General features: G+C 58.8%; 22 protein-coding genes. 18 read left to right on the top strand and 4 right to left on the bottom strand.

Annotation, left to right across the window (positions count from 1 at the left end; genetic code table 11):
* Positions 1-74: 74 nt before the first annotated feature.
* Positions 75-425, bottom strand: a complete 351-nt coding sequence (locus LB519_RS15615) for a hypothetical protein (RefSeq protein ID WP_224620497.1) — start codon at positions 423-425, stop codon at positions 75-77.
* Between the two features lie 192 nt (positions 426-617).
* Between LB519_RS15615 and LB519_RS15610 the strand changes: the two genes are divergently transcribed.
* The gene (locus tag LB519_RS15610; protein ID WP_224620496.1) at positions 618-2,237 is read left to right on the top strand and encodes a GMC family oxidoreductase; all 1,620 of its coding nucleotides are present in this window, start codon (positions 618-620) and stop codon (positions 2,235-2,237) included.
* Between the two features lie 218 nt (positions 2,238-2,455).
* On the opposite strand, the gene LB519_RS31320 is transcribed toward LB519_RS15610, so the two are convergent.
* A complete protein-coding gene (locus tag LB519_RS31320; protein WP_318011928.1) occupies positions 2,456-2,800 on the bottom strand; it encodes a hypothetical protein in 345 nt (114 codons plus the stop codon).
* Between the two features lie 335 nt (positions 2,801-3,135).
* On the opposite strand from LB519_RS31320, the gene LB519_RS15600 reads away from it, so the two are divergent.
* The 6 genes from LB519_RS15600 to LB519_RS15575 all read left to right on the top strand — a co-directional run bounded on the left by LB519_RS15600 (position 3,136) and on the right by LB519_RS15575 (position 9,074).
* Entirely contained in the window at positions 3,136-4,113 is a 978-nt protein-coding gene (locus LB519_RS15600) for a cupin domain-containing protein (protein ID WP_224620495.1), read from the top strand.
* An 8-nt stretch (positions 4,114-4,121) separates the two neighbouring features.
* Complete coding sequence (locus LB519_RS15595) at positions 4,122-5,357, top strand: CaiB/BaiF CoA transferase family protein (protein WP_224620494.1); 1,236 nt, start codon at positions 4,122-4,124, stop codon at positions 5,355-5,357.
* A gap of 50 nt (positions 5,358-5,407) precedes the next feature.
* Positions 5,408-6,178, top strand: a complete 771-nt coding sequence (locus tag LB519_RS15590) for an alpha/beta fold hydrolase (protein ID WP_224620493.1) — start codon at positions 5,408-5,410, stop codon at positions 6,176-6,178.
* A 75-nt stretch (positions 6,179-6,253) separates the two neighbouring features.
* Complete coding sequence (locus LB519_RS15585) at positions 6,254-7,906, top strand: FAD-dependent oxidoreductase (RefSeq protein ID WP_224620492.1); 1,653 nt, start codon at positions 6,254-6,256, stop codon at positions 7,904-7,906.
* Positions 7,907-8,020: 114 nt separating this feature from the next.
* Entirely contained in the window at positions 8,021-8,815 is a 795-nt protein-coding gene (locus tag LB519_RS15580; protein WP_224620491.1) for an enoyl-CoA hydratase-related protein, read from the top strand.
* Positions 8,816-8,864: 49 nt separating this feature from the next.
* The gene (locus LB519_RS15575) at positions 8,865-9,074 is read left to right on the top strand and encodes a hypothetical protein (protein ID WP_224620490.1); all 210 of its coding nucleotides are present in this window, start codon (positions 8,865-8,867) and stop codon (positions 9,072-9,074) included.
* Between the two features lie 115 nt (positions 9,075-9,189).
* Here the strand turns inward: LB519_RS15575 and wrbA are convergent, their stop codons facing one another.
* Positions 9,190-9,819: an NAD(P)H:quinone oxidoreductase gene (gene wrbA, locus LB519_RS15570; RefSeq protein WP_224620489.1), complete on the bottom strand. Its 630-nt coding sequence runs from the start codon at positions 9,817-9,819 to the stop codon at positions 9,190-9,192.
* A gap of 72 nt (positions 9,820-9,891) precedes the next feature.
* The gene (locus tag LB519_RS15565) at positions 9,892-10,746 is read right to left on the bottom strand and encodes a fumarylacetoacetate hydrolase family protein (protein WP_224620612.1); all 855 of its coding nucleotides are present in this window, start codon (positions 10,744-10,746) and stop codon (positions 9,892-9,894) included.
* Between the two features lie 123 nt (positions 10,747-10,869).
* Between LB519_RS15565 and gtdA the strand changes: the two genes are divergently transcribed.
* The 11 genes from gtdA to LB519_RS15510 all read left to right on the top strand — a co-directional run bounded on the left by gtdA (position 10,870) and on the right by LB519_RS15510 (position 22,493).
* On the top strand, positions 10,870-11,919 hold the full coding sequence (gene gtdA, locus LB519_RS15560) for a gentisate 1,2-dioxygenase (protein ID WP_224620488.1): 1,050 nt from the start codon (positions 10,870-10,872) through the stop codon (positions 11,917-11,919).
* Positions 11,920-12,120: 201 nt separating this feature from the next.
* Positions 12,121-12,591 carry a MarR family winged helix-turn-helix transcriptional regulator gene (locus LB519_RS15555; RefSeq protein WP_224620487.1) on the top strand — a complete coding sequence of 157 codons (471 nt, stop codon included), beginning with the start codon at positions 12,121-12,123 and terminating at the stop codon, positions 12,589-12,591.
* A gap of 530 nt (positions 12,592-13,121) precedes the next feature.
* Positions 13,122-14,033 (top strand): dihydrodipicolinate synthase family protein, encoded by a 912-nt coding sequence (locus tag LB519_RS15550; protein ID WP_224620486.1) that lies wholly within the window; start codon positions 13,122-13,124, stop codon positions 14,031-14,033.
* Positions 14,034-14,126: 93 nt separating this feature from the next.
* Positions 14,127-15,773, top strand: a complete 1,647-nt coding sequence (locus LB519_RS15545; RefSeq protein WP_224620485.1) for a choline dehydrogenase — start codon at positions 14,127-14,129, stop codon at positions 15,771-15,773.
* Positions 15,774-15,962: 189 nt separating this feature from the next.
* Entirely contained in the window at positions 15,963-17,087 is a 1,125-nt protein-coding gene (locus tag LB519_RS15540) for a PotD/PotF family extracellular solute-binding protein (RefSeq protein WP_224620484.1), read from the top strand.
* Between the two features lie 70 nt (positions 17,088-17,157).
* Positions 17,158-18,039, top strand: coding sequence for an ABC transporter permease (locus LB519_RS15535; protein WP_224620483.1), 882 nt, complete (start codon positions 17,158-17,160; stop codon positions 18,037-18,039).
* Positions 18,039-18,827, top strand: a complete 789-nt coding sequence (locus LB519_RS15530) for an ABC transporter permease (RefSeq protein WP_224620482.1) — start codon at positions 18,039-18,041, stop codon at positions 18,825-18,827. Before LB519_RS15535 ends, LB519_RS15530 begins: the two co-directional genes overlap by 1 nt.
* 8 nt (positions 18,828-18,835) lie before the next feature.
* The gene (locus LB519_RS15525; protein WP_224620481.1) at positions 18,836-19,948 is read left to right on the top strand and encodes an ABC transporter ATP-binding protein; all 1,113 of its coding nucleotides are present in this window, start codon (positions 18,836-18,838) and stop codon (positions 19,946-19,948) included.
* 89 nt (positions 19,949-20,037) lie between these two features.
* On the top strand, positions 20,038-20,721 hold the full coding sequence (locus LB519_RS15520) for a GntR family transcriptional regulator (RefSeq protein WP_224620480.1): 684 nt from the start codon (positions 20,038-20,040) through the stop codon (positions 20,719-20,721).
* 95 nt (positions 20,722-20,816) lie between these two features.
* Entirely contained in the window at positions 20,817-21,845 is a 1,029-nt protein-coding gene (locus LB519_RS15515; protein WP_224620479.1) for a proline racemase family protein, read from the top strand.
* A 72-nt stretch (positions 21,846-21,917) separates the two neighbouring features.
* Positions 21,918-22,493: a DUF1349 domain-containing protein gene (locus LB519_RS15510; protein WP_224620478.1), complete on the top strand. Its 576-nt coding sequence runs from the start codon at positions 21,918-21,920 to the stop codon at positions 22,491-22,493.
* The last annotated feature ends 7 nt before the right edge of the window (positions 22,494-22,500 follow it).

Genomic DNA, 22,500 nt, shown 5'->3' with positions numbered 1-22,500 from the left:
CCAGCGCTCCGCAAATCGTTCTCGACCAGAACTGCCGTCGAGCTTACCGGGCTCCTCGGCCAGCTCACAAACGTTTATCTCGCCTCTGGGACTGCCATTGCATCATGGTGACGGATCGTTCTAGCCTCCACGTCGGCCAGGAAGTCGACGTGACCGCGCCTCAGGAATTCGTCCGGTTCATCACCGATTAAAGCAGTATTTTTGCGGGAGGAATCCTTCGTGAATTCGCTGAGCTCATTGAACCCGCCGCCCTTATACGGACATTTCATCAACGGCCGGTTCACAGCACCCTCGAAGAGGCTCGGCGCGAGATTTTCATTCGCCGACGGTCGCCCGCTTCCGTGTTTTTCCTCGGGCAAGGCCGAGGACACTGACATCGCGGTCGTAGCGAGCAGCGCCTTCAAACGTGAGAGCGGGGCAGCCATGACGGGGTCTTCGCGTGCCGCCCCGCTGCACAGGTCTCACGGACTTGATATGCCAAAACGCCGAGTGCCTTATCAGGGTCGAGGGCGCCGCCGCCTTGGCGGGAGCCGACTTTCACGACGCGCAGTCATACCCGTGGCCGAACGCGCCGCGCGGGACGCAAGCAAATTTCAAAATGCACAGGCGAGGCAACCATGAACGTGACAAGTGCTGACGACGATACCTATGACGTGCTGATTATCGGCGCCGGGCCTTCCGGTGCCATCACCGCGCATGCGGTGGCCGGCGCCGGCTTCAAGGTCATATGCCTTGAGCAGGGCGACTACGCACTTCCGTCGGACTATCCGGCAAACTTCGATATGTGGGAGTTGGTGGCGCGTGGCCACTGGCAGGCCGAGCCCAACCGCCGCCGTAATCCTGCGGACTACCCGCTGGAGGTGTCCGACACCGACCTCGCCCCTTCAATGTACAGCGCCGTAGGCGGATCCACCATTCATTTCAGCGCCCTTTGGGCACGCCTCGCCCCTTCCGACTTTCGCGTGCGCACGTTGGACGGGGTAGCGAGCGACTGGCCGATAAGCTACGAAACCCTCTCTCCTTTCCATGACAAGGTGGACGACTTCATCGGGGTATCCGGACTGGAGGGTGATCCCGCCTATCCTGAGGGCTACGCTCCCAAGATGCCCCCGCTGCCTCTGGGAAAGTTCGGCAGGAAGGCTGCCGAAGCGATGAATGCACTGCAGTGGCACTGGTGGCCCCATGCAAACGCGATCCCTAGTCAAAAGATCGGCTCCCTTGCCGCCTGTGCCCGTTGGGGCACCTGCACCCAGGGCTGCCCCGAGGGAGCTAAGGCATCCTTTGATCTGGCTTACTGGCCCAGTTCCATCAAGGCCGGTGCCAAATTGGTCACCGGCGCGCGCGTGTCCAAAATCACCACCGACGCGGGCGGCGCGGCGACCGGCGCCACGTGGATTTCCAAGGGTGAAGAACGCCATACCAAGGCCAAACAGGTCGTCGTCTGCGCCAACGGCATCGGCACCCCGAGGCTGCTCCTGCTGTCGGCAAGCGAACGTCATCCCCAAGGACTGGCCAATTCGTCGGGTCTCGTCGGCAAGAACCTGATGCTGCACCCGAACTGCGCCGTCATTGGATACTACGACGAAGAACTCGAATCGTGGCGCGGGCCGGCGGGTTCCGCGGCCAGTTCCATGCAATTCTATGAAACGGATCGCTCGCGGGGTTTCATGCGCGGCAGCAAGATGCATGCCTGCCCCACGCCGGGATTGCTGTTCAACGGCGTGGACCCGCACAGACTTCTGCCTTTCGAGGATTTGTGGGGCCCGAGTTTCCATCAAGTTATCCGTGACGCGAGAAACGCGATTTTCTGGGCGGCGAACATAGATGACCTTCCCGAGGAAAGTAACCGAGTCACCCTCGACCCCAGTCTTCGCGATAGTGACGGCATTCCGGCACCTAAAATAAGCTATCGATATAGCGAGAACACGCTGAAGATCCGTGACTTTACCGTGGCTCGTATGTCCGAGATCCACCGGGCCGCCGGAGCTAAGAAAACCATCGAGATAAATGACCTGCAAGGGGAGCCCGGTCATCTTCTCGGGACCGCCAGGATGGGAAGCGACCCCAAAACGTCCGTTGTGGATGAATACGGCAGGGCGCACGACGTGCCGAACCTGACTATCTCGGACGGAAGCATCTTCGTCACCGGGGGCGCGGCAAACCCCACCAGCACCATTGCGGCGCTGGCGCTCCGCAATGCCGAGAAACTCGTTCAGACCTTGTTGGAAGCCAATTGAAATGAACAACAGCCAGTCCATCGTCAAACGGGAGCGGCTGTCGGTGTCAACACCGAAGCCGGTTCGCGCGCCGCCTTTTCTCCGGAGGAAATCCGTACGCTTGGGATTTTCGCCCATACCCTGCCTAAACCCGAGCTCAACTACCTACGCTGCAAAGCAACCCTCCCGGTCTGTTCGACGCGGCCGATCAACTCTTCGATGGCAAGCAAAGTGCGCACTCAGGCGAAGCAAAGTTCCCGCTCGCACAAGACGGCTGGCGATCCGCCGGTCAAAACCGACGAATGAGATCGGACCAGCGGTTCAACGAAGCGTTGGCCCTGACCTGAAAACTCGGCGAAGGGGCTGCGCTCGGCGATGAACGATGCCGAGATCGCGCTGCCGTAACGGTTCGCGCAGGATTTCGCGGCCCACTTCGTCGCGATCGAAGACATGTCCTCCTTGCGGGGGAGGTGATTGAACACGGTCATCCGCCCGACGTCGGCGGCCGCGATGTCGTCCCGCGTCACATGTTCGACGCCCCGCTTCAGTAGAGCGACCCTTTGATAATACCAGTCGACATGCAAATGCACCTCGATGTCGGTGGTCAGATCTGCCTCTGACCATTGCCTGCCGCATTGAGCAAAAAGTCCAGCTATTTATTGGATTTTACCATTGTTCCCACCCGAGTTAAATGGTGTTCTTGGCCTGCCTTTGCGGCAACAGGCGGAAAGTAACTCACGGCACCTGCAGAGCTGCGCGCGAAAAAGTTCGGCTCAATTCGAACGTTGTTCTCTATCCGCCAATCGTAGCGAAAGTACCCTTGTTGAGGAAATTTGGAAGTCGGCGATGCCCGGCGAGACTGGTCGGATAAGTCGATTTGGCAAGATTTTAAAGCATCGTCTAGGACAAGTGGAGCACCATGCAGAATACGGTTCCGTTTAAGGTCAGCACGAAGGCGCCAGTTGAAGCAGTACTCGTAGCAGCGAACGAGGGGACGCCGGTGGGCCTCGGCTCCGAAGACGGCGGCTCGGCGCTGGTAAAGGTATCGCCAATTAGTCACAAATACACTCACTTCGCCGTCGTGGGTGTGGATTTGCCGAAAGGCGGGCACCTCCGTTCGCGGGCCTATGAACTGAACGAGCGATTGGTTATCTGTTTTTCCGGGAAAGGTCGGGTGTTTTGCGGCGGCAAGCAGCACGCGGTCTCCAAGGGCACATTCATGTTCTGGGGCCGCGGCGTCGCCGTGAAAGTGGAGCAGGAGGGCGAAGAGCCGCTTCGCTTCTCCGTGATCTCCTTCCCCCCTGGCCCGGACTCTCGTTTTGATCTCTTCCCGGTGGGTGGAAATGGCGCCGAGGCTTCGAAGAAGTCGGCAGCTATGTTGGGCGTCGACGATGGCGACGCCGCGAACGGCGACTTTGACGGTCATTTTATCATCGTGCAGGACGATGAGGGGGAAGAGTACTGGCAAGCTGCACCCAGCCTGGGTTACGTCAGCATCATGATTGCCGCACCTGCTTTGCCTCTGACCTATTTCTGTGCGGCATCGCAGCTCCTGGAGCCTGGCGCCAACGTCCGGCACCACGGTCACGTGATGTCCGAGGAGATCGTGATCGTTACCCACGGTAAGGGCCTCGCAATTTTGGGCGATGTCGCATACCCGATCGCCGAGGGCGATTTGATCGTTTTGCCCCCGACCTTGATGCACCACTTCGTCAACAACGGTACGGAACCGCTGAAATATGGCGGGGTCTTTCTGCCCCCCAGCGTTGAGGGGGCCTTGAGGGAGACGGGAGTGCGTAAGCTTCCCGGTGCGGAAAGGCCGGCGGCAATTCCTCGCAATCCAACGACGGAAAGACTTCTCGTAGAGAAGTACGGGTTTATCATCCCCGGCATCTGAGTTCCGAGTTGAGCATCGTCATCCGCAGTCTTGAAAGGGACAACTCCATGGCGCTTCCATTAGACGGCATTCGCATCTGTGATCTGTCCCAGATCATGTTTGGGCCGTGTGGCACCCAAGTGCTTGGCGATTTTGGCGCCGATATCATCAAGATCGAGAAACCCGGTCTGGGGGACATCAGTCGGGCGATCGACCGTCATCGCCCGAACAAGGATGACGAGAGCTGCAACTTCATGGCGATGAACCGAAACAAGAGAAGTTTGGCACTCGACATGAAGACTGAGGAGGGTAGGGAGATCCTCCGGAAGATCGCCAGAGAATCCGACGTCTTCGTCCATAATTTCCGGCCGGGCGTCATCGAGCGTCTTGGATTGGGTTATGAGGATATCCGTAAGGACAACGATCGGATCATCTACGTCGAGGGCTCGGGGTTTGGCACGACCGGTCCTCTGTCGCAGAAGGGGGGGATGGACTTCGTGGCCCAGGCTCTCGCCGGCGTCGCGCACGACAACAAGGATCCAAGCGGAAAGCCGCAGCTGTTTCCTGTTTCGGCGGCGGACTTCTCCGCTGGAATGATCCTCGTCCAAAGCGTTCTTCTGGCACTCCTTCATCGTGAACGAGCGGGTCGGGGGCAGAAAATCGAGATCAACCTGCTCGACGTATTTCTGGTCATGCAGCAGCAGGAGGTCACGCAGAAGCTCCGCACGGGCCACGACTTCAATCCGCTCGAGTCAGACCCCATGGACATTTTCGCCGCATCCGACGGGTTTGTTGCGGTCATAGCGGTGCTGAGGCCCAATCCGGTTTCTGATATCTGCCAGGCCCTGGAAATACCCGACATCACGTCCGATCCCGAATTCGCCACGCTGGCACAGCAGATGGCGAACAGAACCGAATACAGACGGCGCATGAGCGAGGGGTTCAGCAAGTTCACGACAGAAGAGTGCCTGACGCGACTCGACAGGGTGGATATTCTGTGCAGTCCGGTTCTCCCGCTTGGCGAGACGCTTAAGCATCCTCAAGTGAAGGAAAACAATATCCTCATAGAGCTCGACCATCCCAAACACGGACTTCTTCGTACGGTGGGTAACGCCATCAAGTCCTCGGAATTTCCACAGATCGCGTTGAAGCCGCCGCCGTTGTTGGGACAGCACTCCGAAGAGATTTTGGCTGAGTACGGCTATTCCCAGGATCAGATCGGCCAGCTGATCGAAAAGAAGGTGGTCGATACCCAACGGGCCTGATTCGCGTAGCGATCAGGTCAGAGGCCCCAACGACACGGTGAGATCTAACAATGGTACTGGCTTACAATCGTGAAGGAACCGGCGCCCGGGCGATCTTGCTTGTGACGGGCCTCGGCGGGCATGCAAGCTTTTGGAACGCCCATCGGCCCAAACTGGCAGAACGCTTCACGGTCCTGAGCTTCGACCAGCGAGGCTGCGGCGCCAATCGAGCGCGGGAAGGCGTACACACCCTCCGGGAAATTGTCGGAGATGCAATCGACATTCTCGCCGACGCGGAAGCCAGCAAGGTCACCGTAGTGGGACATTCGATGGGGGGGGTCATCGCCCAGTGCCTGGTGCTCGATCATCCCGAGCTTTTTGAGGCGGCGGTCTTCAGCGGGACGTTCTGCGCTTTCGACAGATATATGGAATTCATAAACGACCTGCGGCAACGCGTGCTTGACGCGGCCGGCACGGTGACTTGTGGCCATCTTTCTGCGATCCTTGCGATGCCCGGTGGCGACGTCCTCGATCCGAATTATGATCTTATGGGTCGTATCCAGAATGTCACCCAAAGCATGGCGGATGAGGTCTTGTCCGCCCGGATGAGGGCACCCTACAAGTTCGATCGGCGAGAAGAATTACGCAGCGTCGAACTGCCTAGTTTGGTGATCGGTGCGTCGGACGACATGCTCGCTGCCGAATATCAATCCCGCGAGATCGCGGCTCTCATCAAAGGCGCCAGGTTGGAGATAATGAACGGCGGTCATTTTTTTCCCAACACGCGCCCGCAAAGATATTGGGAAATACTGGAAGGCTTCCTTCAATCCACCGATCGATAGCGCTCGCACAATCGTGGATTGAAGCTCGGCAAGGCAAGTTCCAAAGCTGGAACTTGTAACCGGTAAGGAGCGTGCATGTATGCGCTGATGAACATCTATTTTGCGGACCCTGTCCCGCCGGAAAGTAACGTCACGGACGTGATCGTTGTCGGCTCCGGCGCTGCCGCCCTTACCGCAGCGTTGACCGTGGCTGTTGCAGGAAAGACAGTTCGTATCATCGAGAAGACGGATGTGCTCGGCGGCACGAGTGCCATGTCTGGTGGAATGACCTGGCTTCCCGTCAATCACTACGCCGAACGGGCCGGTTTGTCGGACAGCTTCGCCGAGGCTCTCGCCTATATGCGGGCCGCCTCTCCCAAAGGATGGCAGGAAACGGAAGACGAGCTGTGGAAAAGCCAGATCGAAAACGGCCCGCAGATGCTCAAGCTGGTCGAGGCCCACAGTCCGCTGAGGTTCAGCCTAACCCAGATACCGGACCCCTTCGAGGAGTGCGAAGGCGCAAAATCGAGCAGAATTCTTGCGGTTGAGCCCCTTAGCAAAGCGATTCTCGGTTGGTGGCGCAGCCGCGTACGGCGGTCAACCTTGCCGCAGAGGCTCACCTTCCAGGAAACCGTGGACGCGAAGCTGGACCGTCATCCCATCCTCGGCATGCTTCAATCGCTGCCCCTGCTGTTTCGACGATGGTGGTCGGACTCAATGGCCCAGGGAAACGGCTTGATCATCGGCCTGCTCAAGGGCTGCCTGGACCAAGGCTGCCTGATCGAACTGTCCACCCGCGCGATGACGCTCAAAACCGATGACGCCGGCGTGGTGACGGGCGTTCAGGTGGAGCGGTACGGTGCGCTTCACACCTTTGAGGCGCGTAGCGCAGTGGTGCTGGCGACAGGCGGCTTCGAATGGGATGCGCAGATGCTGGCCACCTACTTTCCCAGCGAGGTAGACTTCAAAAGCTCGCCGAGCAGCAATGAAGGTGACGGACACAAAATGGCGCAGGCTGTCGGTGCAGCTTTCGCCCACATGGATCAGGGCAATATCGTCATTCAGCCCCCCGTCACCTATGAGGGCGAGTTACACGGACTTCCCTTGAGAATACACGCGGAGCCTGACGCTATCATCGTGGACAGATACGGGCGTCGTTTTGCGAGCGAGTACGAGTTTTGGGTGTACGATCGCATCATGGACAGAAACGAAGCGGGAGAGCTCATCCACCAACCTGCATGGGTCATCAGCCACTGGCCTATGGTTAAACGGACGCCATTGATCCGGTGGTACCGCCGGTACAAACGTGATTGGCTTCTCAAAGCGTCGTCGATAGAGGAATTGGCTGAGCGGACCAAACTGCCCGTTCAGAACCTGAAGGACACGGTGGAGCGTTTCAACGGTTTCGCGCGCACCGGACGGGATCTCGATTTCAAGCGCGGGACTTCGAATACCTACGAGAGAAAGCTTGCGGAGAACTTGGGGCTGATGGAGGAGATCGATACTCCGCCTTACGTCGCCTACCGGTTCAGACCCTCCTTGCTCGGTACCAAGGGCGGAGTGCGCACAAATGCCCGGGGTCAGGCGCTCCGCGCCGACGGCACCGTCATTCCGGGGCTTTACTGCGCCGGCAACGTGATGGCCAGCCCGACCGGTGCGCGCACGCCGAGCCAGGTCGGTACCACCCTCGGCCCGTACATGACATGGGGCTTCATCTGCGGCCAAACTATCCTCCAAAGCAACCGCTGATGCGCACATGGTACCTAGCCCAGCATTCGAACCTTTTATTGCCCTGAATGCCCCCGGCATTACAGGAATTCATGAACGCTCTAAACAATCGTGCTCGGAAGAACTGGAGAATTCATGACTTTAGCGGACAATCATTCTGCCAAGGTGATACTGGAGCGCCCGGCCGAGTACGTCGCCTTGATAAGGTTCGACCGGCCCGAAAAAAAGAATGCGCTGCACAGTTCCATGATCGTTGAGTTGGGTCGCCTGCTTACACAACTGGAAACCGACAGCTCCGTCCGTTGTGTCGTCATCACCGGTTCGGATTCAAGCTTCGCGGCCGGCGCGGATATCAAGGAAATGGTGGCGTTCGGGCCTACAGCGGTGGCGAACAGTCCGGCCAGGGTAGCCGCCTGGCGGGCGATCGAGTTCTTCGGCAAGCCTCTTATCGCTGCGGTGAACGGTATTGCGTTCGGTGCCGGATGCGAGCTTGCAATGGTGTGCGATTTCATCGTCGCCGGCGACAACGCCGAATTCGGGCAACCCGAGATCAAGATCGGCGGCATGGCAGGCGACGGAGGAACCCAGCGACTTCCGCGCAAGCTGTCGCCCAATCTGGCGTCCTACATGCTCCTGACGGGTGAGCCCATCAATGCCGAGCGGGCCCTTCAATTCGGATTTGCGGTGGAAGTGTGCAGGGTGGCCGACACCGTTCCTCGCGCCGTGCAAATTGCGGCGACGATCGCGCAGCGTGCCCCTGCCGCAGTGCGTGCAACGAAGGCCTGCATCCGAACTGCAGTCGGTGCCACGGCCGAAAACGGCCTTGCGTTCGAGCAAAGCGCTATCGCCCGTCTGACCATGACGGACGACTCCAAGGAGGGCATGCTCGCGTTTACGGAGAAGCGCCCGCCGGACTTTACCGGGACCTGAGTTTATCGAGCACGCACTTGAGAGCCGGAACAGGATGGCTCTTCGCTAGGTGAGATTCATCTCCCGCAACGGCGAACGGTTCGTTGCTGCCGATCCAGAAGGTGGCGGTTGGCAGCCCCCGGCGATCAGTGGCGGCTGGAAGTGCGTCAGCCGCGGGGCGAACGGTGCCGGGCGGGGGGTCTTCAAAGCAGATGTAGACCGCATCCACGAGGATCGCCGCAACCAGCCGCTCGGCCAGTTGGTGCGCTTCACGAAATGAGCAATACCTCCCGCTAGTCCGAGCAGCAGCGGGAAGGCGACAGTTCGGACGGGCAGTGGTGACATCAATTGTCGCGGTTCGGCGGGCGTCCCAACCAAAGAGAGGCGCATCTGCTTCAGACTGCCCTCTTCATGGCCGCTCCCGCTTGATGGTTTAAGCTGGCTGCAATCTTTGCGACATGGCTTCCCTGGTAGCGGGCGCCGTCCAGTTCGATCGCGGAGGGCTGACGCGAGCCGTCCGTGCCAGTGATCGTCGATGCGCCGTAGGGCGAGCCGCCAAGGATTTCACCCAAACCGAGCTGTCCTTCGAAGGCGTAAGGTAGCCCCACCACCACCATGCCGTGGTGAAGCAGAGTAGGGATGAAGCCCAGCAGCGTGGACTCCTGGCCGCCATGCTGCGTGGCAGTTGCGGTGAAGACCGACCCGACCTTGCCCAAGAGCTTGCCCGATGCCCAAAGACCGCCGGTCTGGTCCCAGAAATTGCGCATCTGCGAAGCCACGGTTCCGAAACGAGTGCCGGCGCCGACGATGATGGCGTCATACTGATCCAGTTCGTTGGGATCCGCGATGGGGGCTTCCTGATCCATCTTGAAAAAGGACGCCCGCGCCACTTCGTCCGGCACCAGTTCCGGAACGCGCTTGACCGTCACTTCCGCGCCAGCGTCGCGAGCGCCTTCGGCAACGGCTTTGGCCATGGTTTCGATGTGGCCATAGGCCGAGTGATATAGAACGAGAACTTTTGCCATTATCTACTCCGGTGGTTGTCGCCTCGCAGGGAGGCCAATGAGGGTTTTATTGAAGATTCACAGCGGCTTGCTTCAGCGCGGCATCCCCACTTCGATCGAAAGATCGCCTATCGAAGTTATGTGCGCGTCGATCCTGTCACCGGGAAACACCGGCCCGACCCCTTCGGGAGTGCCCGTCATGATCACGTCGCCAGGATGGAGGGTGTAGAAGCTCGACGCGTATTCGATCAGACGTGCAACGCCGTAGATTAGAAACCTGGTGTTGGACCTCTGTCTCTCGATCCCGTTGACGGACAGTCGCAGGTCGAGTGCGTCGGCAGACGGAATTTCATCGGGCGTCACCAGCCACGGGCCAAGCACGCAGTGAGTGTCAGGCGACTTCCGAAACGTCGGGAATTCCTTGCCACGGATGGTCATATCCAATCCCACGGTGAAGCCGAGGACATGGCTTAAGGCATCTTCCTTCCGGATGGCCCGCGCTTCCTTCCCGATAACGACGGCCAACTCTACTTCATGGTCGGTGCGCCGGTCGGCGAATCTCGGCGTGAATCTGTCCGAGGGGCCGATCAGGGAACTGCCCGCTTTGAGGAACAGCCCGAACTCGTCAAGATTGGTATAAGTCGTTCCGTTATTGATCTGGCTGTCTGCGTTCGCCTCTTCGATGTGGGCTTTGTAATTAATCGGCGCCCCGATGATCTTCCCGGGGTTTGCGACCGGCGCGTCCAGCCTTGTGTCGCGCAGCGCGTGGCGCGTGGAATTCTTCGACACCGCATCGCGCAGTCTTGCTGTGTCCGTCAGCTGGTTTGCGATCCAGTCACCCGCAGGGACGGGCCAGGGAGGGCTGCGATCGTAAGCGTCCGTTACATCGATGACCTCATCCCTGTCCACAACACCAATCCGATTGGAGTTGAATCTACATATTTTCATCCAGACCAACCCCATCTGCGGAGACACGTCATTATTATTGCATTTGCAATTATTGCATATGCAATATATTAGCTTGAGGTGGCTGTCAATCGCGCCGAAGGCCCCGGCAACGAGGACTCATAGATGACCAATAAACCTGATTTGGCACCGGCGACCGACCGGTCTGCCTACTACTCCGACCTCAGCAAACTCCAGCTGGCACCCCTATGGGAGAGACTGAAGGGGCTGGTTCCCACAGATCCAAAGCCGGCTTCAGTGCCCTATCACTGGGCGTGGCAAACTGTACGTCCACTGCTGATCAAAGCCGGAGAGACGATCACCGCCGAGGAGGCCGAGCGTCGAGTTCTGGTGCTGGAAAACCCGGGACTGCAGGGAAAGTCGCAGATCACCGACACGCTGTACGCAGGTTTGCAACTAATACTCCCAAAAGAGGTGGCGCCGGCGCATCGGCACACACAGTCAGCCTTGCGCTTCATGCTCGAGGGCACCGGGGGGTTCACCGCGGTCGATGGTGAAAGAACGACCATGCGGCGCGGGGATTTGATCCTGACCCCCTTTTGGACATGGCACGACCACGGTCACGACGGTGACGAGCCCGTCATCTGGCTCGACGGTCTGGATGTACCGCTTGTGAGTTTCCTGAAAGCGGGCTTCCGGGAAGAACACCGCGAGAGCTCACAAGTGCTGACGCGTCCCGAGGGCGACTCCCTGGCTCGGTACGGCAGCGGTTTGCTGCCTGTCGATCTGACGCCGGTGTCTTCCACGTCGCCTGTGTTCAACTACCCGTATGAAAGAACGCGCGAAGCTTTGGAAGTTCTGCGCGGTTCCGCCGGTATCGATAGGCACTTCGGGATCTGCATGCGTTACATCAATCCGGTGACCGGGGATTGGGCAATTCCGACGATCGGAACGACGATCCGGCTATTGCCGAAGAACTTCTCGTCGGCCTTCTATCGCTCTACGGACAGCTGCGCATTCGTGGTCTTGGAAGGTGAACCGTCTATCATCATTGAGGGCCAAGCTCCAGTGCAGCTGATACCCAACGACGTGTTTGCGGTCCCCGGCTGGATCAGGTACAGGTTCGAGGGCGGGGACGCAGACAGCGTGGTATTTTCCTTTTCGGATCGGCCCGTGCATCAAAAGCTCGGTTTGCTTCGTGAGGAGCGCCTCTGAATAGCTCGTAGTTCGCCCTGCCTTGTGGAGCGGACGCTTATGGAAAGCGGGGTCAGATCCACCGTTAGATTTGGGTGCAGGCGAATTTCCGGGAGGACAGTCAGTGCCCATTGCTGTTGTCCTTCGTGCGGCGTCCGGATTAGGTTCCGTCATCACGCGGCAAGTGCGCCGAGGTGTATGGCAGGGAGCAAAGGACGCCACATGGGCCAGGGTACTTATGAGCTCGACGAACGGCTATCCTACCTGTCCAACCGGGTCGCCTTCGCAATCAACGAACGGTTCCTGCTCAAGCTGCAGCCGTATGATCTGACGATCCCTATGTGGCGGGTCCTGGTCGTTCTGCATGACCGCGGTGAGCAAAAGCTCATCGATCTTTCGGGACTGACATCTATCGAAGGATCTACGCTCTCCCGACTGACGGAAGCGATGCACGATCGCAAACTCATTCGCAAAGCTCGATCCACTCGAAGCAAGCGAGAGATAGTGATCTCCTTAAGGTCTTCCGGTGTGTCGCTGGTGGAAGCATTGATACCCGAGGCGCTGAAACTGGAGACGTTGATGCTCACCGATATGCCCGAAGGCGATATCGCTACGACGAGACGCGTCCTGAAAACCATGTATTCCTTGCTCACTCGCGATTCATTGCCGCTCGGCGAGGATCAAGGTTCTTAAGCGACATGAGCGTCTGCCCGAGCGGCTTAGGCCTCGAGTCACTTGTCCGTCCACCTCCTCCTTGGGGCGCGACACACCTAGGCGACTGGGATTTGGGTAGCTTGCTCGAATTCCCGATGCGGCTGCTCGAAGCCGCTCCGCAATGGTTTGCAGCAGGATCCTGAAGCGGGCGAGGGGGCTGTGTCGGTACGCATCGTTGGCTCCTCCGTGTCGACCGGTAAGGCGACGACGGCGCGGCTCGCGAGCTCATTGGCGACCACGCCGGCCGAGATGATCCACACGCATTGCCCTGATGTATGAAGCGGCGGCCGACGGCGTCCGAGACGGTTCGACCTCGGTCGCCGGCGCGGTCGCGCCGTTGGTGATGAACAGGTGTCGACAAAGGGACGGATGACGGATTCCCGGGGGGGGCACCTGCGAATTCGTCGAGCCTGGCGAACCCAGAAGCGGGGCTGGACTTTGAATATTGGATATTATAGATTGGATGTAATGGTGGTGTAAGGTGCGCCATCGAACGCAAGAGGAAAAATATGAATCAGTGGACAGGGGTGTTCCCCGCCGTAACCACAAAGCTGAATCAGGATGGCTCGATCAATGTGCAGGCTAATCAGTCTGCCATTGACAGGCTGATCACAAATGGCGTGTCGGGGGTGATCGTTTTGCCGATGCTTGGCGAAAATGCCTGCCTCACTCCTTCCGAGAAGGAACTCGTCATCCGCAGCGCGCAGGAAGCGGCCGCCGGGCGGGTTCCAGTGCTGTCGGGATTGGCCGAGATCACCCAGTCCGACGCCAATTCGCGGGCTCGTGAATTCGAGAAGCTTGGCGTGGATGGCTTGATGGCGTTCCCTACTCTCGGATACAAGTCCGACGCGCGAGAGACAACCGAATGGTACAGGAGCCTCGCCAAGGCCAGCGGGCTGCCGATCATGATCTATAACAATCCGATCGCTTACGGCGTCGACGTCACACCCCAGATTTTGAAGGAACTGGCCGACTCGCCGACCATCGTTGCCGTAAAGGATGAGGCCGGTGATGTCCGCCGCGTGACCGATATGTATATTGCGCTCGGCAATCGGTATCAGATTTTCTGCGGTGTTGACGATCAGATCGTCGAGAGCGTCGCCCTCGGTTCGGTCGGCTGGGTGTCGGGCATGACGAATGTCTGGCCCAAGGAATGCGTCACGCTTTTCAACCTCTGCAACCAGGGCCGCAAGGAAGAGGCGCTGCGGCTTTACAGATTGCTCACGCCAGCATTCCACCTCGATACTCACGTGAAGCTCGTCCAGTACATCAAGCTCTCCGAGAGCTTGGTCTATGGCGCGCCCGAGTGGGTGCGTCGACCTCGCCTGCCGCTCGTCGGCGACGAGCGGGAATTCGTAACGCGCACCATCAAGGACGCGATCAAGCAGCTCGAGAGCTACTCGCTCCCGAAGGCGGCATAATCCAGATTGTCATATTGGGAAGAAGCGGCGGACTGTGGGCACTAGGTTGTCCGCCTTTCTTCATTGCCGAGTTTTGAATCCGGAGTGAGACAGGTGCGTTCGAAAAAATATGACTACATTGTCGTGGGTTCCGGCGCCGCGGGTTCCATTGTCGCCGCCCGGCTCGGCGAAGACCGCAATGTCAGCGTTCTGGTCCTTGAGGCGGGGCCGCACGACAATTCGATCTATGTTCGCATGCCTGCCGCGATGTCCTATCCGCTGACCGACAAGAAGCGAACGTGGGAATTCGAAACAGGGCCCGAGGCGGCTCTCGATGGCCGCATGGTCACCCATCTCCGCGGCAAGATGCTTGGCGGTTCTGGATCCCTGAACGGCATGGTCTATGTCCGGGGAAATCCGCGCGACTTCGACCGTTGGGCGGAAGACGGTTTGTCCAACTGGTCCTATGCCCATTGCCTTCCATACTTCAAGAAATTGGAATCGTACGACAAGGGAAGCAACGAATACCGAGGCGGGCAGGGGCCAATCCGGATCACGACCCTGAAGGCCGAGCTCGAACCCTTCCGGGCGTTCCTGGAAGCCGGGCAACAGGCTGGGCACCCGTTGAGCGAAGATTACAACGCCTATCGCCAGGAAGGCGTACACGCCTATCAGGCCAACATCGACAACGGCATCCGCGCCAGTGGCGGTCGGGCCTATCTTCGCCCCGCCCTCAAGCGCGGCAATGTCGAACTGGTTTTGAATGCCCTGGTTCACAAGGTCGATTTCAGCGGAAAGACGGCTGTCGGGGTCACCTTCGAGAAGGGCGGCGTGATTCAGTCGGTCGAAGCCGAGCGCGAGGTTATCTTGTGCGGTGGCGCCTTCAACTCGCCGCATGTGCTCCTCCTGTCCGGCATAGGTCCTGCGGCGGAACTTGCCGCGTATGGCATCAAGGGCGTGGCTGAGCTTCCCGGGGTAGGGAAAGGCTTGCAGGACCATGTCGCGGTGTCCATCAAGTATCGTGCTTCGCACAAAGGTGTGTCTCCAGCCGTCGATATGAACCTCCTCAAGATGGCGTTCATCGGTGCACAATGGCTGTTCTTCAGGAGTGGCTTGGGCATAACCAATCTCTGGGAGGTCGGCTCCTTTTTCAAAAGCAGCGATGCCGTCGAGTACGCCAACATCCAGCACGAGTTCCTGCCGATGCTCGGCGAGCTGATGCATGGAAAGGTCAACATCGAGGAAGGGTTCCAGTATCAGGTCTGCCTTGGGCGGCCGGAAAGTCGGGGGGCAGTGACGCTAAAATCGGCTGACCCGAGACTTCATCCGTCAATCGTACTGAACTATCTCCAGCAGCAGCAAGACCGGCGAAATCTGATCGACGGCGTTCGTCATACCGACGAGATCATCCAACAAAAGGGTTGGGATAGCATCCGCGGCGAAGCCATTGTCCCCGGCTTGCGCAAGAAATCGGACGAAGAGGTTTTCTCCTGGCTCAAGGAAAATATGGGAACCCAGTACCATCCGTGTTCGAGTTGCCGGATGGGCAATGACGACATGGCTGTCGTTGATGACGAAGGCCGGGTCCATGGTGTTGAACGGCTTCGAGTGATCGATGCTTCAGTCATGCCGCGCATTCCCAACGGCAATCTCCACTGCCCGACGATGATGGTCGCCGAGAAGATGGTCGATCGCGTGCTAGGTCGCCAGGCGCTGCCACCGCAAATCGCTCACTACGCCGACGAAAGGCGCTCGGGCTGAATCCACCGGGGGCGATCAGCCGCAAATCAACTGCCTGACCGGAACCAAGCCAAATCGCGACAAAGGGTACAAGGACGATCGCATCACAAATGGTTTGACGGTGAATCAATTATATCCAATATCCATTATAAAAAGTGAGTAAACCAACACGAAAGGGGAAATACCATGGTGAAAGAACCGAATTCGTCTATGCCCGAACCAATCCAGCTCACCCGTCGCAACGCGCTGCTCAGCCTGGCAGGCGCCGGCCTTGCAGTGTCGACGGGTCGACTGTTCGTGACACCCGCCCGTGCGGCGGTTGGTGGCTCATTGCAGATCATGGCGTGGGAAGGCTACGATATGACGAATGAGCTGCGGGAGTGGCGGTCGGCGACCGGCATCACCGTGGAAACCTCCTCGATCGCCTCACAGGATGATGTCCAGGCCAAATTTGTCGCCGGCAATCCTCCCCCCATCGATCTTGCCGAATACAATCAGGCCTATAGCAAGCTTTACATCAAGGACATGAAGATCGTCTCGCCGCTCGATATGTCGAAAGTCCCGAATTACAACGCGGACAATCTATTTGATGTGTTCTTCGACAAGCCGACTTGGTTCTCGGACGGCAAGCATTGGGGGTCGCCCTATATGTGGGGCTTCAACACCCTGCTCTATAATTCCGACATGATGAAGAAGCCCACTTCCTACAAGGATTTGCTGGATCCGAGCCTGAAGGGTAAGATCGCGATCATGGACGACGCGACGGGCAACTGGCCGTTGATCGCCCGGTTGGTCGGCTTGGGAGACAAATATCCGCTTCTCACACGCGAGGAGCTCGGCAAGGCGTTCGAGAATTTCGTTCTGTACCGGAACCAGGCTCGCCTGATCTCAATCAATCAGGGCGATGTCGCCAATTTTGTAGCATCGAAGGAAGTCGTGGCGGTTCTTATGGCGGATCCGTCGATCATCACGCAGGTGCACGCGCAGGGCGTGCCGCTCGAAATGGCGATTCCGGAAGAGGGGCCGGTTCTGTGGGTCGACGCCTGGTTCATTCCCATATCGGCCGACAACATCGACACCGCGCACGCCTTTATCAACCAGTCCCTCGATCCCCAGATACAGGCCAAAGTTGCGACGGCTGTCGTGCAGGCGCCGGTCTCGAAGAAGGCTGTCGAACTTCTGGACGCAGACGCTCGCGCTAGGATCGACTATTCGAAGATCGACGAGATATTCGCCTCCGGCTTGCCGGGCATCCCGCCGGTCGACGATGATGGCGAGCACGCGACCTATGCGGAATGGGTCCAGGCCTGGCAGGAATTCAAGGCAGGCTTGTAGTCCATTGGAGCCAGACGTCGGAGCCTGTCGGTGAGATCGGCTCCGGCGCTTCTTTGTCAAAGGAATTGCGATGACCCCATCACAAAGAACCGGAGGTATCCTGGCCGCGCCGGCGGCAATCTACATGCTTTTGTTCTTCGTGGTGCCCGCCATATTGCTGTTCTCCTACAGTTTCTGGATATCCTCCGGCTTCCGCATTGTTCCAGATTTTGTGCTGACCAATTACATCTCGGCGATACGATCGCCGCTCTTTCTGCGTGTGACTTACAACGCGGTTGCAATAGGCCTCATCACCGCATCCGTAACGCTCTGCCTATCCATCCCTGTTGGATATTACCTGACCTATGTCGCCAGATCGAAGGTCATCTTCTATCTCATTCTCGTCACCTGGTTCTCAAGCTACCTCGTCAGAATCTACGCCTGGCGCACCTTGCTTGGGACTAACGGCCTGCTCAACGCGGTTTTGCTCCAGCTCGGCATCGTCGATACGCCCGTCCAGGCATTTCTGTTCAGCCCATTCGCAGTCGCGATCACGCTGACCCACATCTACCTGCCATTCGCGATCCTGATGGTCGTCTCGGCGATGAGCGAGATCAAAGCGGAGCTTATCGAGGCGTCGCGGGATCTCGGCACATCCGCCCTGGGGGCTTTCTTCCGGGTTGTTGCCCCCAACGCCGCGCAGGGCCTTATCGGCGCTTTCATGCTGACCTTCATCCTGGTGGCGGGTGATTACGTCACGCCGCAGATGGTCGGCGGGTCCTCGGGTCAAACGACGGGCCTGCTCATCGCGGACCAGTTCCGCAAGACCGGCAATTGGCCGCTCGGCGCCGCCCAGGCCTTTCTCATGTTTCTTGTCTCGCTGGTCATCTATGCGCTCGTGCTCGCTCTGGGCCGCCTCACAGGGCTCATTCCGGCCAGGCGCAAGACGAAACCCGCCAGGGAGGTTGCGTGATGTTACTGAAGGCCGTCGTCTACGCGACCCTAGCATATCTCCTGATTCCGCTCGTCGTGATCATCTTGTTCAGCTTCAATGCCGACCAGTCGTTTTCCTTTCCCATCAACGGTTACAGCCTGCGCTGGTATGTGGTGATCTTCGAGGATCCGCAGCTAGGCCAGGCGCTTGTCAAAAGTCTTCTGATTGCCACGGCAACGGCGATCGTCACCCTTGTCCTCGGCACGGCCGCGTCCCTTGCCTGGTTGCGGCTGGGGAGGCTTGGCCGAAGCGTTCTCGAAATCCTGTGCATCACGCCAATCGCCCTGCCTGGGCTTTTCCTTGGTGTCTCATTGCTGGTCTTGGCCGCGCAACTGGGCGTCCGGCTTTCGACGGTCACGATCGTCGTTTCTCACGTCGTTCTGTCGTTGCCGATGCTCATGATCGCGATGCGGGCCCGGCTTGCGCTTTTCGATCGAACCCTGGAAGAGGCATCTCGCGATCTTGGCGCCTCGCAGATGGTGACATTCAGGAGGATAACGCTGCCGCTGATCGCGCCGACCTTGATCTCCTGTGCGATCCTGAGCTTTGCCTTGTCGTTCGACGAGTTCGTTGTCACGTCATTTGTTGCCGGCACCGAAACCACCTTGCCGATGTACATCTGGTCGATGATGCGCCGCACGGTCACGCCATTGATCAACTCGGTCTCGACACTCGCCCTTTTGTTCTCGATCGCCGTCATGGCGATCGGCTTCGTCGTCGGGCGGTTCAAAAGAGCATCCGCCCTGTCAGAACGTGCGTCCTCCTGAGGCTACAAATGAACAATGGAACATCGCCAGAAGCACCGTTGATCGAGCTATCCAACGGTCAAAAGCAGTTCGGCCTCTTTCAAGCCCTGACCAACATCAATCTCGCGATCAACGAGGGGGAGATCGTGACGCTCCTCGGCCCGAGCGGCTGCGGCAAAACCACCTTGATGCGCATCCTCGCCGGCTTCGAGACGCTCACGTCCGGGACTCTGAAGATCGACGGCAAGGACGTCGCTTCGCTGCCGCCGGAAAAGCGGCCAGTGAACATGGTCTTTCAGCGCTACGCCCTGTTCCCTCATCTCGACGTCTTCGACAATGTCGCATACGGCCTCAAGGTCAAAGGTGTTGAGAAGGACGAGCGCCGCAGACGGGTCCAGGCGATGCTCAGGACCGTGCAAATGGAGAGCCTCTCGCATCGTTTCATCGGCGAACTTAGCGGTGGCCAGTGCCAGCGGGTCGCGCTGGCCCGGGCGTTGGTAAACGGCCCCAGGGTTCTGTTGCTCGACGAGCCCCTGGCGGCGCTCGACCTGAAGATTCGCCAGCATATGCTGGGAGAGATGAAACGGATTCAGTTGGAGACGGGAGCGACCTTCGTTTATGTAACGCACGATCAGGATGAGGCGATGATCCTCTCCGACCGGGTCGTGCTGATCGACCACGGCCAGATCGTTCAGGTCGACAGGCCGCAGGACATGTATTTTCGCCCAAGATCTCTGTTTGCGGCAAAATTTCTTGGCGAGACAAATCTGTTCGAGGGAAAACTGACTGCATCTGGCATAGGGCAGCTTAGGCTGGAGACCCAGGACGGGCCGTTCGACGTTGTTTCGATCGATGCCTCGCTGTCCGGGAATGATGCCGCGGTGATGTCCGTTCGGCCGGAAGCGATGTCCTTCCGGCAATCCAATGCGCAGCTTGACTATGCGGTGGATGCCGAAATTGCCGACGTGATTTTTTCAGGCAGTCGCTCTTTCTTCCATCTGGTCAGCCTGGGCGGCCAAAAGTTCCGTGTCCAGGTCCAGAATATGCCTGGTGCGGCCCTTCCAACGACGGGCGACAAGGTCCATGTCTCGTGGCGCAAAGACAGTGCGACCGTTCTGCCGCTTTCCCACGTCTCGTCGTGACATCCATTCGCGCTGTACGCGAGGATACCAAACCAGCGCACAATTCTATATCCTATATTCAATATGCCTCGATTCGTTGGTAGGTCAAAATGAACCCCTCGGTCGCCATCAAGCGTCGAACCGTCACGTCGTCGGTCGTCGACCTGATCCGCGACAGGATCATATCCGGATTCTACAAAGGCGGTCAGCAGATCAAGCAGGAAGCGATCGCCGAGGAGGCCGGAGTCAGCCGTATCCCGATTCGTGAAGCCCTTCTTCAGCTCGAAGCCGAAGGGCTCGTCGTCATCCACACCCATAAGGGAGCGGTTGTCGCTTCACTGACCGTGGATGACGCTATCGACATCTTCGAAGCACGTCTTGCGCTTGAGCCATTCATCTTGAAGAAGGCGATCGAGCGAGCAACCGAGATTGACATCGAGCATGTGCGGCACGCCCTGGATGACTACACCAAGGGTGTGAAGGCGAAGGAATCGCCGGCGAGGCTCAGCGAGCTGAACTGGGCGTTCCACAAGGCGATGTCCCGTCCCGCAAGGCGGCCGCGGTCTCTGGCTCTCTTGTCGTCACTCTACAATTCCGCTGATCGGTATCTCCGTCTTCAGATTGATGCCCGATCCGCACAGACCAAAGCCCTGGAAGATCATAAGGCGTTGGCGGCCGCGTTCGCCGAGGGCAACCAGACCTTGGCGCAGAAGCTTCTTAGGAAGCACATCGAGAACGCTCGCGACGACGTGATGGCTGGCCTGCAGGCATGGCCGGATTTCGAAAACACCTGATCGTTGACTTCTAATCTTTGCGCGAAGCCGCCAATGGCTATTGCTTGCTCGCAATAAATATTGGATATTGGATATAGAAGCCACTGGAGTCGAGCATGCAGTTGGACCGCGTTATAACTGTCGTTGGCGCACACGCCGAAGGCGAGGTCGGCCGGGTCATCACTGGCGGCGTCCTCCCCCCGCGCGGGGCGACGATGTTCGAAAGAATGGAGAACCTGGAGCGCGACAGCTCATGGCTCAGGAACATGCTTCTGTTTGATCCGAGAGGCAGCGTGAATGCCGCCGTCAACCTGATCACGCCGCCGCTCCATCCCGATGCCGATATCGGCATGATCGTCATGGAGTCCGATTACTTCGTGCCGATGTCGGGCTCGAACCTGATCTGCACTGTGACCGTCGCGCTTGAGGCGGGCATGATTCCCATGAAGGAGCCCCAGACGATCGCCCGGGTCGACACGCCCGCAGGATTGGTGGACGTGATCGCCGAGTGCCGGGCGGGCAAGTGCCGCAGCATCACCTTTCGCAACGTCCCCTCCTTCGTCATGCATCGTGACAGCATGATCGACGTTCCCGGGCTCGGTTCGCTGCGGGTCGATGTCGCCTATGGCGGCATGATCTACTGTATCGTGAACTCTACGGATCTGGACCTGACGCTTGAGCGTGGCGAGGCCAGAAAGCTTGTCGAAATCGGCGAGCGGATCAAGGCGGCCGCGGCCGTCCAGCTGCCTTCCATTCATCCCGAGAATCCGCTCATCCATACGATCAATCAAACCGAGTTTGCTGGCCCCGTGGAGGTCATCGGCGGCGTCAAGACATCCAAGAACGCGGTGGTCGTGTCGCCCGGCCGGCTCGATCGCTGCCCATGCGGAACAGGCACGTCGGCGCGCATGGCGCTTCTTCATGCGCGTGGTGAGCTCGCGGTCGGTGAGAAGTTCAGGCACCTCTCCATTCTCGATACGGTTTTCGACTGCGAGATCATTGCCGAAGCCAGGGCAGGCGACGTGCCCGCCGTCATTCCACAGGTCTCCGGTCGCGCCTGGCTGACGGGTGTGAGCCATTACGGCGTTGATCCCGAGGATCCGTTTCCGGAAGGCTACCGTCTATCCGACACCTGGTTCAATTGATCGACAGGCAGCCTTGGCGCAAGGCGCTCGAATGTCGCAACACCACGGACACAACGGAACGGGAAGGCGGAGATGGCGGAAGAACAGTTGAAATGGCTCAACGAGCCACCGAAATACGCAAGCGACGGCGGCGTCCTTCGTGTCGTGACAGGTCAGGAAACCGACTTCTGGCGGGAGACATTTTACGGTTTCTGGCGTGACAATGGCCATTTTTTCTATCGCAACGTCGTCGGGGATTTTACCGCCGAGGTGACGATCAAGGGCAACTATGAAGCCCTCTACGACCAGGCGGGCCTGATGATGCGGCTCAGCGAAACCCATTGGGTGAAAGCCGGAGTAGAGTTTACCGACGGGCGGATGTACTTTTCCGTGGTTATCACGAACGATGTTTCCGACTGGTCCCTGGTTCCCATTCCGACGGATCCGGCGGGCGTCAGGATCCGCCTTACCCGGCATCGCGAGGCGGTTCGCGTTCAGTATCTGGACACCGGCGACAACAGCTGGCAACCGGTAAGGCTCGGCTATTTTCCACCCTCTGACCGGGTGGATGTCGGCATGATGTGCTGCTCTCCCCAACGTGCGGGGTTCGAGGTGGCTTTCGCCGACTTCGTGGTCGGTGCGCCAATCTCCAAAGAGCTGCATGACTGACCTGAAG

This window comes from Mesorhizobium sp. AD1-1 (assembly GCF_020164655.1).
Lineage (GTDB): Bacteria > Pseudomonadota > Alphaproteobacteria > Rhizobiales > Rhizobiaceae > Mesorhizobium > Mesorhizobium ciceri.
Note: the sequence above shows the minus strand (reverse complement) of the source record. Positions and strands in the feature narration are given on the sequence as shown.